Raw genomic sequence first — 13,223 nt, 5'->3', positions numbered from 1 at the left:
CCTCGACGCGCTTGGCCTTCGGCGACTGGCCGAACGGGATGCGGCACGAAGCCGAACGGTTGCGCGCCGAATAAGCCAGCAGCACCGGCGCCTCGTAGCCCGGCACGAGCCGTTTGAACGAGTTCGTCGACGGGTTGGTGAAGGCGTTGAGCGCCTTGGCGTGCTTGATGATGCCGCCGATGTAGAACAGCGCGCTTTCCGACAGACCGGCATATTCGTTGCCGGCGAAGGTCGGCTTGCCGCCTTTCCAGATCGACTGGTGAACGTGCATGCCCGAGCCGTTGTCGCCGAAGACCGGCTTCGGCATGAAGGTGGCCGTCTTGCCGTAGGCGTTCGCCACCTGGTGAATGACGTATTTGTAGATCTGCATCTTGTCGGCGTTGCGGGTGAGCGTGTCGAACTTGATGCCGAGCTCGTGCTGGGCGGCTGCTACTTCGTGGTGATGCTTTTCGACCGAAACGCCCATCTCGGCCATCACGGTCAGCATCTCGGAGCGGATATCCTGGCAGGAATCCACCGGCGGCACGGGGAAGTAACCGCCCTTGACGCGCGGACGGTGCCCGAGATTGCCGGTCTCGTAATCGGCGTCGTCATTCGAAGGCAATTCCGTGGAATCGAGCTTGAAGCCTGTGTTATAGGGGTCGGCCTTGTAGCGCACGTCGTCGAAGATGAAGAACTCGGCCTCGGGGCCGAAGAACGCCGTGTCGCCGGTGCCCGACTGGGTGAGGTAGGCTTCCGCCTTCTTCGCCGTGGAGCGAGGGTCGCGGTTGTAGGCTTCGCCGGATACAGGGTCGAGGATGTCGCAGACGATCGCCATGGTCGATTGGGCAAAGAACGGATCCATATAGGCCGTTTCCGGATCCGGCATCAGTACCATGTCGGATTCGTTGATCGCCTTCCAGCCGGCGATCGACGAGCCGTCGAACATCGTGCCTTCGGAGAACAGGTCCTCGTCGACGAGGGTCACATCCATCGTCACATGCTGGGTCTTGCCCTTCGGGTCGGTGAAGCGCAGATCGACGAATTTCACGTCGTTGTCCTTGACCTGCTTCAGGATGTCGTTGGCACTCGTCATGGTGGTTCTTCCTGTTACTGAACGATGAGATTGCTGATGAGAGGGCGACCGTCAGATCGCGTCGGTGCCGGCTTCGCCGGTGCGGATGCGGATCGCTTCCTCGATGTTGGAGACGAAAATCTTGCCGTCGCCGATGCGTCCCGTCTGCGCGGCCTTGCGGATGGCTTCGACCGCGGCCGCGACGGTCTCGTCGGCGAGTACGATCTCGACCTTCACCTTCGGAAGGAAGTCGACGACATATTCGGCGCCGCGATAAAGCTCCGTGTGGCCCTTCTGGCGTCCGAAACCCTTGGCCTCGGTAACGGTGATACCCTGAAGTCCGACCTCCTGGAGCGCTTCCTTCACCTCATCCAGCTTGAAAGGCTTGATGATAGCCTCGACCTTCTTCATCGATCGTCCTTTTCGACGTTGCCCTCGTCACGGGCCGCCGGCCCGTCATCTCTGCCGAAAGCAGGAGACGTGCCAAAGGCGGCTCAGAACCGTGACCGGTTCGAAATAGTTTCCCAAGCGCTCTTCCGCGACCGCAATCGGCCCGGTGTGGGCGCTGGAAGACCGAGCAAACGCATCGGTGGAACCGAAGGCGGATGCTTGCGATCATCCTCTCGGCTACACGAGGCCGGCGCTTCTGTCACCTGGAATGCCCAATAGGCTGTCACAATGATGAAGGAATAGGCAGGACAATGGTCTTTCAAGATGCACGCGGCACCGCACTGCTGACGCCCGATGAGATGGCCGAGGCGGACCGCCGGACCATCGCAGCCGGAACGCCCGGCATCGTGCTGATGGAGCGGGCGGCGGAGGCGGTCGCTGCCGCCGTGCATTCCGGCTATCCGCAAGCCGAATGGATCGCGCTCCTGGCCGGACCCGGCAACAATGGCGGCGACGCCTATGCGGCGGCGCGGCTGCTGCGCGAAGCGGGGCGCCGGGTGGAGATATTCGGCCTCGTCCCCCCGACGAAGCTGCGCGGAGACGCGGCCATCGCTGCAACGGCTTTCGGTGGAACCGCGCATCCAGTCGACAGCTTCGATCCCGCGGCATTCGATCTGGTGATCGACGGCCTGTTCGGCGCCGGCCTGTCACGGGCGATCGAGGGTGCAGCGGCGGAGGCAATCCGCAAGCTGAACGCGGCGCCGGCACCGGTCGTGGCCATCGATCTTCCATCCGGCGTTTCGGGCGCCACCGGCGAGCGCCTCGGCGAAGCGGTTTCAGCCGACCTGACGGTGACGTTCTTCCGGCGCAAGCCCGGCCATCTGCTGGAGCCCGGCCGGAGCCTTTGCGGACCCACCATCGTCGCCGATATCGGCATCCCGGCGACGGTTCTCGACGCCATTGCTTTGATGATCTTCGCCAACGAGCCGGAACTGTGGATAGGCGCGCTCAAGCGTCCGTCCGATGCCGGTCATAAATACGACCGGGGCCATGCCGTCGTCTTTTCCGGCAGCGCGACGCGAACCGGCGCGGCGCGACTGGCCGCGGCGGCGGCGCTGCGCGGCGGTGCCGGACTGGTCACGGTCTTTTCACCGGGCTCCGCGCTGATGGCCAATGCCGCGCATCTCACCGCCATCATGCTGAAGCGTTGCGACGACGAAGCGGCGCTTGGCGAGCATCTGACGGATGCGCGGTTCAACGCCTTCGTGCTCGGGCCGGGCTTCGGGGTCGGCGAGCGGGCGCGGAATTTTGCCGCAACGGTGCTGGCGGCCGGCAGGTCTCTGGTGCTCGACGCCGACGGCATTACCTCTCTCGCCGGCGCGCCGGACGCGCTCTTTGCGGCTGCCAGAGGGGCGGGGAAGGGGGCCTCGCCACACGGCAAGCCGGCCCTCGTACTGACACCCCATGACGGCGAGTTCAAGCGGCTGTTTCCCGACATTGCGGATCGACAGGGGTCAAAGCTCGAGCGGGCGCGGGCGGCAGCCGAACGTGCCGGCGCGGTCGTTGTCCTGAAAGGGCGCGACACGGTCATCGCCGCGCCGGACGGGCGGGCCGCGATCAACGCGATCGGAACGCCCTGGCTGGCGACGGCGGGGACGGGCGACGTCCTCGCCGGGCTCGTCGCGGCAGAGCTCGCGCAAGGCACCCCGAGTTTCGAGGCAGCCTGCGCGGCGGTCTGGATGCATGGGCGGGCTGCGGAACTGTTCGGGCCGGGGCTGATTTCGGAGGACCTGCCGGCCATGCTGCCGAAGGTTCACCGGGAGCTGGATGCCCTTGCTTCCAATCCGCGCGCCTGATCCACCCGCTCGGGTCAAAGGGGCGGCACAGCTTGCTCAGCGGTCGCCGAGCCGGTTCATCAGCGCCATCGCCGCATGCGGCGCACGCACCTTGCCCTCGCGGATGAAGTAGACGAACACGTCGCGCGGCGTCTTCGGGGCACTTGTTGCCGGATCGGCGCGTGGCAGATCGTCCGGTTCGCCGCCCGCCGCCCAGAGCCGCGCGCGCTCGGCCCAGCGGTCGAGCGCCTCGGACGGATAGCCGGTTTCGATGTCGGCATTGCCCTTTTGCAGCCGCGCATAGACGAAATCCGATGTCACGTCGGCGATTTCGGCGTAGTCGGCGCTTTCCGCATACACGATGGCGGCGCCGGCATCACGGCACAAGGCAACGGCTTCCGGATTGACGAAGCTTTCGTGCCGCAGTTCGACCGCGTGACGCAGCCGGACGCCGTCGATCTCCTTCGGCAACAATTGAAGGAACGCGCCGAAATCGTCCGGATCGAAGCGCTTGGTCGCCGCGAGCTGCCACAGGATCGGCCCGAGCTTGTCGCCCAGTTCGACGATGCCCGAGCGCACGAAGCGGTCGATGGATTCGCCGCCCTCCGCCAGCACCTTGCGATTGACCGCATAGCGGGGCGCCTTGAGCGAAAAGACGAAACCGTCCGGCGTTTCGCTCGCCCATTTGGCGAAGGTCTCTGGCTTCTGCGAGCGATAGAAGGTGCCGTTGACCTCGATCGTCGTCAGCTTCGAGGCGGCGTATTCGAGCTGCCGCTTTTTCGGCAGACCATCAGGATAGAACGAGCCTTCCCACGGTTCGAAGGTCCAGCCGCCGATGCCGGCGCGGATGGCCGCTGCTCGGGTCATGAGGCACTCCGCTTGTTGTTAGCTAAGCAATTAGCTATATGAAAATTCATGGCGACTTTCACGGTTCATCAGGCCAAGACCGAACTTTCGAAACTCATGGCCCGCGCCGAAGCCGGCGAGGAGATCGTCATCGCGCGTCGCGACAAGCCCGCGGTCAGGCTCGTTCCCGTCGGCGGATCGCGTAGGAAGGACCGTGTTCCAGGGGCGCTGAAAGGCATGTTCGCGGTCTCGGGCGGTTTCTTCGATCCCCTGCCGGAAGACGAATTGCAGGCATGGGAAGGCGAACATTCGTTTGATCCGGACAGATGAGATTGCTTCTCGATACACACACCTTGGCATGGTGGCTGTTGGATCACCCTCGGCTGTCCGCAACAATCCGAAATCTGCTGAAAGACACCGACAACGCGGTCTTCGTCAGCGCCGTCTCGGCCCTTGAGGCGACGACGAAGTTCCGACTCGGAAAGTGGCCGGACGTCGGGCCGATGGCGACCGCCTTTGAAGAAGTGATGCGCGCCGAGGAGCTCCCGATCATCCCGATCGCCGCGCGGCACGCCGCGCGCGCCGGACTGATGAGCGGCGCGCATCGCGACCCGTTCGACCGCATTCTCGCGGCTCAGGCCGAGATCGAAGATCTGGCGCTTGCCACGAATGATCCGCGCTTCGCCGATTTCGGAACGAAGACGGTCTGGTAGCGGGCGTTCAGTGACGCCTCAAGCGTTCCCATACAGGGCCGATAGCTCCTCGCGCCTCACTCCTTTCCTTACTCCGCCGCAACGCTGCTCACATGCGGACGCCGTTCGAGCAGCCCCTTAAGGAACTGCCCGGTATAGGAGCGCTCGGCCTTGACGATGTCTTCCGGCGTGCCCGACGCGACGACCTCGCCGCCGCCGCCGCCGCCCTCCGGGCCGATGTCCACCACCCAGTCGGCCGTCTTGATGACTTCGAGATTGTGCTCGATGACGACGACCGTATTGCTGCGGTCGACAAGGTCGTGCAGCACCGTCAAAAGCTTCGCGACATCGTGGAAATGCAGTCCCGTCGTTGGCTCATCCAGAATATAGAGCGTGCGGCCGGTCGCCTTGCGCGACAGCTCCTTGGCGAGCTTGACCCGCTGCGCCTCGCCGCCCGACAGCGTCGTCGCCTGCTGGCCGACCTTGATGTAGCCGAGCCCGACCTCGTTCAGCGTGGCGAGCTTGTCGCGCACCGCCGGCACGGCGGCGAAAAACTCGACGCCTTCCTCGACCGTCATGTCGAGAACGTCGGCGATCGACTTCTCCTTGAAGGTGACCTCCAGCGTCTCGCGATTGTAGCGCTTGCCGTGGCAGACGTCGCAGGTGACGTAGACGTCCGGCAGGAAGTGCATCTCGATCTTGATGACGCCGTCGCCGTGGCAGGCCTCGCAGCGCCCGCCCTTGACGTTGAACGAGAACCGGCCGGGCTGGTAGCCGCGCGCTTTGGCCTCGGGAAGCCCGGCGAACCAGTCGCGGATCGGCGTGAACGCGCCGGTATAGGTCGCCGGGTTCGAGCGGGGCGTGCGGCCGATCGGCGACTGGTCGATGTCGATGACCTTGTCGAGATGTTCCAGCCCCTCGATCCGGTCGTGCTCGGCCGGCACGTCACGGGCGTTGGCGATACGGCGTGCCGCCGCCTTGAACAGTGTCTCGATCAGGAAGGTCGACTTGCCGCCGCCGGAGACACCGGTTACGCAGGAGAAAAGGCCGAGCGGAATCTCCGCCGTCACGTCCTTCAGATTGTTGCCGCGCGCGCCGACCACCTTCAGCCGCTTGCCCTCGACCGGCTTGCGGCGCCTTTCCGGCACCGGAACGCCGAGATCGCCGGACAGATAGCGTCCGGTCAGCGAGTTCGGATGCGCCTTGATCTCGGCCGGGGTTCCCGAAGCAATGATCTCGCCGCCGTGGATGCCTGCGGCCGGCCCGATGTCGACGACATGGTCGGCCGACAGGATCGCGTCCTCGTCATGCTCGACGACGATGACGGTGTTGCCGATATCGCGCAGATGCTTCAACGTCACCAGCAGGCGCTCATTGTCGCGCTGATGCAGACCGATCGACGGCTCGTCCAGAACATAGAGAACGCCGGTGAGCCCCGAGCCGATCTGCGAGGCGAGGCGGATGCGCTGGCTTTCGCCGCCGGACAAGGTGCCGGAGGAGCGCGACAGGGTCAGATATTCCAGACCGACATCGTTGAGGAAGCGCAGCCGCTCGCGGATTTCCTTCAGGATCCGTACGGCGATCTGATTGTGCTTGTCGCTGAGCCTGGCCGGCAGCGCCTCGAACCAGTCGCCGGCCGCGCGGATCGACAGTTCGGTTACTTCGCCGATGTGGCATCCGCCGATCTTGACCGCCAGCGCCTCCGGCTTCAGCCGGTGGCCGCCGCAGGCCGGACAGGGGGTCGCCGACATGAAGCGCTCGATCTCCTCGCGCATCCAGGCCGAATCGGTTTCTTTCCAGCGGCGCGCGAGATTGGGTACGATGCCCTCGAAGCTCTTGGTCGTCTTGTACGATCGCATCCCGTCATTGTAGCGGAATTCGACCTTGGTCTTGCCGGTGCCGTTCAGGATCGCGTCCTGTGCCTCTTCCGACAGTTCCGACCATTTGTCGGTCTGCTTGAAGCCGTAGGTCCGGCCGAGTGCGTCGAGAGTCTGCGCGTAATAGGGCGAGGTCGATTTCGCCCAGGGCGCGATCGCACCGCCTTTCAGCGTCACCGCCTCGTTCGGGACGATCAGCTTGGCATCGACGGCGCGCTGCGAGCCGAGCCCGTCGCAGCGCGGGCAGGCGCCGAACGGATTGTTGAACGAAAACAGCCGCGGCTCGATCTCCGGGATCGTGAAACCCGACACCGGGCAGGCGAATTTTTCCGAAAACACCAATTGCAGCGGCTTGCCATTCTCATCGACGCCGTCGGCGAATTCGGCGACCGCCAGCCCTTCGGCGAGGCCCAGCGCGGTCTCCAGCGAATCGGCCAACCGCGCGGATATGTCGCCCCGCACGACGAGGCGGTCGACCACCACGTCGATGTCATGCTTGTATTTCTTGTCGAGGGCCGGCGCATCGGCGATGTCGTAAAATTCGCCATCGATGCGGACGCGTTGAAAGCCCTTTTTTTGAAGTTCCGCCAGTTCCTTGCGGTATTCGCCCTTGCGGCCGCGCACGACCGGCGCAAGCAGATACAGCCGGGTACCCTCGTCGAGCTCCAGGACGCGATCGACCATCTGGCTGACGGTCTGGCTCTCGATCGGCAGGCCGGTGGCGGGCGAATAGGGCACACCGACGCGCGCGAACAGGAGCCGCAGATAGTCATAGATTTCGGTGACGGTACCGACCGTCGAACGCGGGTTCTTCGAGGTCGTCTTCTGTTCGATCGAAATCGCCGGCGACAGCCCGTCGATCTGGTCGACGTCCGGCTTTTGCATCATCTCCAGGAACTGCCGAGCATAGGCCGACAGGCTCTCGACATAGCGTCGCTGCCCTTCGGCATAGATCGTGTCGAATGCCAGCGACGACTTGCCCGAGCCCGACAGGCCGGTCATGACGATCAAGGTGTCGCGCGGCAGATCAAGATCGACGTTCTTGAGATTGTGCTCGCGCGCGCCGCGAATGGAGATCGTCTTCAGTTCGGCCATGACGCGTCCGGCGGTCCTTGTGGTTGGGAGACGGAGCCTACTTAAGGCGTCCAGGCGACTCTTCCAAGGCGGTCCGTCCTTGACTCGATTCCAATAATGTTCTTTTTTTGTTCCTATCGAATTCGACCGGTGTCGCCAAGTCGGGTCTTTCTTCCGCTGGTGGAAATCGCCAAAGGTGACGAAGAAAGATTTTCAGCGGTGGACGAACGCATCCGCGTCCTTTCGTCTCAAGGCCCGGTTCTGTAGGATCGCGCGGTTTTTAATGCATGGAGTTCGATAATGGCAGGCAGCGTGAACAAGGTGATCCTGGTCGGGAATCTGGGAGCCGATCCGGAGATCCGCCGCCTGAACTCCGGCGACGCGGTGGTCAATCTGCGGATCGCCACCTCGGAAAGCTGGCGTGATCGCCAGTCGGGCGAACGCCGCGAACGGACCGAGTGGCACAATGTCGTCATCTTCAACGAGACCCTCGTGAAGGTCGCCGAGCAATATCTGAAGAAGGGATCGAAGGTCTATATCGAGGGCCAGCTCCAGACCCGGAACTGGGAGGACCAGTCCGGCCAGAAGCGCTATACGACGGAAGTCGTGCTGCAACGCTTCCGGGGCGAACTGCAAATGCTCGACAGTCGCGGCGAAGGCGGCGGGGGCGGCGGCGGCAATTATGACCAGAGCGGCGGCGCGCGCGGCGGCTCCGGTGGCGGCGGGAGGGCCGGCGGCGGCAATTATGACCAGAGCGGCGGTGGCGGCGGATCGTCGCGCGATCTCGACGACGAGATCCCGTTCTGACGCGGAGAAGCGGGCCGATGCGAACCTTCGGCCCGCTTGGCCTCGCCTGTCTGGCTGGCGGCGCCGTCGCCGCGCTCGGTGTTGCGACGGCCGGCGAGGTGACCGTGGAAGCGGTCCGCGTCACGCCTGAACACGGCGGTGCCTTCGGTTTTGCGGTGACGCTTCGCCACGCCGACGACGGCTGGGACCATTATGCCGACCGCTGGGACGTGTTGGGAGCGGACGGGACGGTCTACGGGACACGCACGCTGCTCCATCCCCACATGAATGAACAACCTTTCACCCGAAGCCAGTCGGGAGTCGCGCTCCCCGACGGGGTCGGGGAGGTCGTCGTACGCGGTCACGACAACGTTCATGGCGATGGGTTGGGCAAGAGCGTGGTGATCCCCGGACGCTAAGGCTATGGACGCCTGCGGATCCGCGCGTCAGGCGGCGGTGGCGATGCTCTGGCTGGATTGAACCAGGGCCGCGATCCCATCCGCGACGAACTGCACCGCCAAGGCCGCCAGAAGCACGCCCAGAAGCCGGGAAATCACGGCGCGGCCGGTGGCGCCAAGCCAGCGGTCGAAATGATCGGCCACCGCCAGGAAGGCGAAGGTCACGGCAAGAGCGGCAAAGACGACGACCACCAGGCCGATCTGGCCAGCCAGGCTCGGAACCGAGCCGGACAAGAGGATCACGGCGGAGATCGCCCCCGGTCCCGCCATCAGCGGGATCGCCAGCGGAAAGGCGGCGACGTCGGCCACGTCCGGATCGTCCACCGCACGGGTAGCGCTGCGCTCGTGGCGTTCCTTGCGCTTTTCGAAGACCAGTTCGAAGCCGATCCAGAACAGGAACAGGCCCCCCGCCACGCGGAAGGCCCCGAGCGTGATGCCGAGACCTTCGAGCAGCATAAGACCGGCAAGCCCGAACAGGGTCAGGATCACGAAGGCGATGAGACAGGCCCGCAGCGCGATGCGGCGTCGTTCGGCGGCCCCCACGCCCGGCGTCACGGCCAGGAACAGCGGCACCAGCCCGAGCGGGTCGAGGATGACGAAGAGCGTGACAAAGCCGCTGAGAAGAAGATCGAACATAATCCAGCCGTTCGGTGACCCGGCATTCTGGGTAGCAGGTGGCGGCCGGTCGTCAACCGCGAAGTTCGCCCCGTGCGTCGGGCGAACGACGCGACGGACTGATTCTGGTCAATTCGCGCCGGTTTTCGGCGGCTGCGCCGGAGGGGCTTGGAAGTTTCTTTTGCCCCTCGCGCAAGCAATTGAAGAAATTGGCGAAATTCGCCCGTCTCGATGGCTGCGGGAATTGCCCCTGACGCGCCATTCGCGCTATAGCCAAGCGATGAATTTCCAGCCCATCGGGACATGATTTTGGCCGAAGACGACGACAACACGACGCCGCCGGAACGCCCCAGCGGTATCGACTCCATTTCGATCATCGAGGAGATGCAGCGCAGCTATCTCGATTACGCCATGAGCGTGATCGTCAGCCGCGCGTTGCCGGACGTGCGCGACGGCCTGAAGCCGGTGCATCGGCGCATCCTCTACGCCATGCACGGGATGGGGCTGACCTTCAACAAGCCCTATCGCAAATCCGCCGGTGTGGTCGGCGAGGTGATGGGCAAATACCATCCGCACGGCGATTCCTCGATCTACGATGCCCTCGTGCGAATGGCGCAGGACTGGTCCTTGCGCGTGCCGCTGATCGAGGGGCAGGGCAATTTCGGCTCGATCGACGGCGATCCGCCGGCGGCCATGCGCTATACCGAGACCCGGCTCTACAAGGTGTCCGAGGCACTGCTCGAGGACATCGACAAGGAAACGGTCGACTTTCAGGACAATTACGACGGCCGCGAGCGCGAACCTGTCGTCCTTCCGGCGCGTTTTCCGAATCTTCTCGTCAACGGTTCCGGCGGCATCGCCGTCGGCATGGCGACGAACATTCCGCCGCACAATCTTGGCGAGATCGTCGACGGCTGCGTGGCGATGATCGATAATCCGGCAATCGCGCTGGAAGAATTGATGGAATTCATTCCCGGTCCGGATTTTCCGACCGGTGCGATCGTTCTCGGCCGCGCCGGCATCCTGTCCGCCTATTCCACCGGCCGCGGCTCGATCCTGATGCGCGGCAAGGCGCACGTCGAGCCGATACGCGGCGACCGCGAGGCGATCGTGATCACCGAGGTTCCCTATCAGGTGAACAAGGCCTCGATGATCGAGAAGATGGCCGATCTGGTTCGCGACAAGCGGATCGAGGGTATTTCGGACATCCGCGACGAGAGCGACCGCGACGGCTACCGCGTGGTGGTCGAACTGAAGCGCGACGCGTCCTCCGACGTCATTCTCAACCAGCTCTACCGCTTCACGCCGCTCCAGACCTCCTTCGGCGCCAATATGGTCGCGCTGAACGGCGGCAAGCCGGAGCAACTGACGCTGATCGACATGCTGTCGGCCTTCATCGCCTTCCGCGAGGAAGTGGTGAACCGGCGCACCAAGTTCCTGCTGCGCAAGGCGCGCGAGCGGGCGCATGTTCTGGTAGGCCTGGCCATTGCCGTCGCCAATATCGATGAAATCATCAAGCTGATCCGCGCCGCGCCGGACCCGGCGACCGCGCGCGAACAGCTGATGGCCCGCGCATGGGAAGCCAAGGACGTCGCGCCGCTGATCCGGCTGATCGACGATCCGCGCCACCGCATCGCCGAGGACGGCACCTATCGCCTGTCGGAAGCCCAGGCGCGGGCGATCCTCGATCTGCGCCTCCAGCGCCTGACCGCGCTCGGCCGGGACGAGATCGGCGACGAGCTCAACAAGATCGGCGAGGAGATCAAGGAGTATCTCGAAATCCTCTCCTCGCGGGCCAAGGTCCGCGAGATCATCAAGGCCGAGCTCATCGCCGTGCGCGACGAGTTCGCGACGCCGCGCCGCACGGAGTTGTCCGAAGGCGCAGCGGACATGGATGACGAGGATCTGATTCCGCGCGAGGACATGGTCGTCACCGTCAGTCATGGCGGCTATATCAAGCGCGTCCCGCTCACCACCTATCGATCGCAGCGGCGCGGCGGCAAGGGCCGATCCGGCATGTCGCTGAAGAACGACGAGGATTTCGTCACCCGGCTGTTCGTCGCCAACACTCACACGCCGGTCTTGTTCTTCTCCTCGCGCGGCATCGTCTACAAGGAAAAGGTCTGGCGGCTGCCGCTGGCGAGCCCGCAGTCGCGGGGCAAGGCGCTGATCAACATGCTGCCGCTGGAAAAGGGCGAGCGGATCACCTCGATCCTGCCGCTGCCGAGCGATCCGGAGGCGGCCGCCGAGCTCAACGTGATGTTCGCCACCACCAAGGGCACGGTTCGCCGCAACAAGCTGTCCGACTTCGTGCAGGTCAATCGCAACGGCAAGATCGCGATGAAGCTGGACGAGGAGGGCGATGAGATCCTGGCGGTCGCCACCTGTTCGAAAGACGACGACGTGCTGCTGACGGCGGCCTCCGGCCAATGCATTCGCTTCCCGACGACGGACGTGCGCGTCTTCGCCGGCCGCAATTCGGTCGGCGTTCGCGGTATCGCGCTCGCCAAGGGCGACACCGTCATCTCGATGGCGATCCTGCGCCACGTCGATGCCACGCCGGCCGAGCGGGCCTCCTATCTGAAAATGCGCCGCGCCGTCGAGGGCGAAGCCGCCGCCGAGACCGTGGTCGAGGAGGAGGGCGTCGAGGACGTTGCCATCGATCAGGAGCGCTATGGGTTCCTCAGCGCCAACGAGGAATTCGTGCTGACGCTGAGCGAGTTCGGCTACGGCAAGCGCTCCTCCTCCTACGACTTCCGCACCATCGGGCGCGGCGGCAAGGGAATCCGCGCCACCGATCTGTCGAAGGCGAGCGAGATCGGCAATCTTGTCGCTGGCTTCCCTGTCGAGGACGGGGACCAGATCCTGCTCGTCACCGACCGGGGTCAACTGATTCGTGTCCCGGTCGAGGGCATCCGTATCGCCGGCCGGGCGACGCGTGGCGTCACCATTTTCCGGACGGCCGAAAACGAACGTGTCGTTTCGGTGGAGCGTATTCCCGATCAAGGCGCCGACGAGGCGGACGAGACGGAAGCGCTACGGCCGGACGACGATATCGGGGGCGCGGACGGTCCCGAAGGCGAGACCTCCTGACGTCCTCTGGTTCGGCGTGCGAGCACGAGACAAACAAAAAAGCCGTCCGGAGCAATTCCGGACGGCACCTGATGTGGGTTCACGATGTCAGAGCCGCGGCGAGTATCCGCGCGGCCCGCTCTCTCGGTCGGCGAAGCCTATCGCATGAAGCGGGTGCGGCGGGCAGTCGCCTTGACGCGCGCATTCTGCGCCTCGTTATGAAGCGTGATGGCCGTTGCCGAAAGCAGGGTCACGACCATGGCGAGGGCAAGCGCGAAAACCAGCATGTCAATACTCCGTTGTTCGCCTTAAAAACCCGCGAGCGGGGATTTCGTTCCATATAGACGCCGCAAGCTGAACGACGGCATAGCCTGTGGTTCACAAACCGTTCATCCGCACGGCGCTTCTGGCCGGCGGCTCGCGAATTGTCACTTCGGCAAGGACAGGGTAATCGAGGCCATGAAACGCGCGTTTTATCCTGGGTCCTTCGACCCGATCACCAACGGTCACCTCGACATTCTGCG

12 protein-coding genes are annotated in these 13,223 nt (G+C 64.4%); 6 read left to right on the top strand and 6 right to left on the bottom strand.

The genetic code is table 11. From position 1 onward, the window contains the following. Nucleotides 1–1,075 (bottom strand): type I glutamate--ammonia ligase (gene glnA / locus MJ956_RS14525; RefSeq protein WP_253965158.1); only part of this gene is annotated, 1,075 nt, incomplete at its 3' end. Nucleotides 1,076–1,126: 51 nt separating this feature from the next. Further along, nucleotides 1,127–1,465 (bottom strand): P-II family nitrogen regulator, encoded by a 339-nt coding sequence (locus MJ956_RS14520; RefSeq protein ID WP_024350649.1) that lies wholly within the window; start codon nt 1,463–1,465, stop codon nt 1,127–1,129. 290 nt (nt 1,466–1,755) lie between these two features. Here MJ956_RS14520 and MJ956_RS14515 point away from each other — a divergent pair, with 290 nt between their 5' ends. Continuing rightward, nucleotides 1,756–3,300, top strand: coding sequence for an NAD(P)H-hydrate dehydratase (locus tag MJ956_RS14515; RefSeq protein ID WP_253965157.1), 1,545 nt, complete (start codon nt 1,756–1,758; stop codon nt 3,298–3,300). A 36-nt stretch (nt 3,301–3,336) separates the two neighbouring features. On the opposite strand, the gene MJ956_RS14510 is transcribed toward MJ956_RS14515, so the two are convergent. Next, nucleotides 3,337–4,146, bottom strand: coding sequence for a DUF72 domain-containing protein (locus tag MJ956_RS14510; RefSeq protein WP_253965156.1), 810 nt, complete (start codon nt 4,144–4,146; stop codon nt 3,337–3,339). Nucleotides 4,147–4,194: 48 nt separating this feature from the next. Between MJ956_RS14510 and MJ956_RS14505 the strand changes: the two genes are divergently transcribed. Together MJ956_RS14505 and MJ956_RS14500 are read left to right on the top strand one after the other, a co-directional pair. Further along, nucleotides 4,195–4,455 carry a type II toxin-antitoxin system Phd/YefM family antitoxin gene (locus MJ956_RS14505; RefSeq protein WP_253965155.1) on the top strand — a complete coding sequence of 87 codons (261 nt, stop codon included), beginning with the start codon at nt 4,195–4,197 and terminating at the stop codon, nt 4,453–4,455. Further along, a complete protein-coding gene (locus MJ956_RS14500) occupies nt 4,452–4,838 on the top strand; it encodes a type II toxin-antitoxin system VapC family toxin (protein ID WP_253965154.1) in 387 nt (128 codons plus the stop codon). The genes MJ956_RS14505 and MJ956_RS14500 overlap by 4 nt, the downstream gene beginning before the upstream one ends. Before the next feature lie 68 nt (nt 4,839–4,906). Here MJ956_RS14500 and uvrA read toward each other — a convergent pair whose 3' ends face one another. Continuing rightward, the gene (uvrA, locus tag MJ956_RS14495) at nt 4,907–7,789 is read right to left on the bottom strand and encodes an excinuclease ABC subunit UvrA (protein WP_253965153.1); all 2,883 of its coding nucleotides are present in this window, start codon (nt 7,787–7,789) and stop codon (nt 4,907–4,909) included. Nucleotides 7,790–8,068: 279 nt separating this feature from the next. On the opposite strand from uvrA, the gene MJ956_RS14490 reads away from it, so the two are divergent. Then, nucleotides 8,069–8,575: a single-stranded DNA-binding protein gene (locus MJ956_RS14490; protein ID WP_256477898.1), complete on the top strand. Its 507-nt coding sequence runs from the start codon at nt 8,069–8,071 to the stop codon at nt 8,573–8,575. 17 nt (nt 8,576–8,592) lie between these two features. After that, on the top strand, nt 8,593–8,973 hold the full coding sequence (locus MJ956_RS14485; protein WP_253965152.1) for a hypothetical protein: 381 nt from the start codon (nt 8,593–8,595) through the stop codon (nt 8,971–8,973). Between the two features lie 27 nt (nt 8,974–9,000). Here the strand turns inward: MJ956_RS14485 and MJ956_RS14480 are convergent, their stop codons facing one another. Next, nucleotides 9,001–9,648, bottom strand: coding sequence for a MarC family protein (locus tag MJ956_RS14480; RefSeq protein WP_253965151.1), 648 nt, complete (start codon nt 9,646–9,648; stop codon nt 9,001–9,003). Between the two features lie 336 nt (nt 9,649–9,984). On the opposite strand from MJ956_RS14480, the gene gyrA reads away from it, so the two are divergent. After that, complete coding sequence (gene gyrA / locus MJ956_RS14475; RefSeq protein ID WP_423724884.1) at nt 9,985–12,720, top strand: DNA gyrase subunit A; 2,736 nt, start codon at nt 9,985–9,987, stop codon at nt 12,718–12,720. Nucleotides 12,721–12,857: 137 nt separating this feature from the next. On the opposite strand, the gene MJ956_RS18830 is transcribed toward gyrA, so the two are convergent. Next, nucleotides 12,858–12,986: a hypothetical protein gene (locus MJ956_RS18830; RefSeq protein WP_256477896.1), complete on the bottom strand. Its 129-nt coding sequence runs from the start codon at nt 12,984–12,986 to the stop codon at nt 12,858–12,860. Nucleotides 12,987–13,223: the final 237 nt, after the last annotated feature.

Origin of the sequence: Aurantimonas marianensis (assembly GCF_024195285.1) — a bacterium.
Lineage (GTDB): Bacteria > Pseudomonadota > Alphaproteobacteria > Rhizobiales > Rhizobiaceae > Aurantimonas > Aurantimonas marianensis.
The sequence above is the reverse complement of the archived record's forward strand: the minus strand, read 5'-3'. Positions and strand labels throughout refer to the sequence as shown.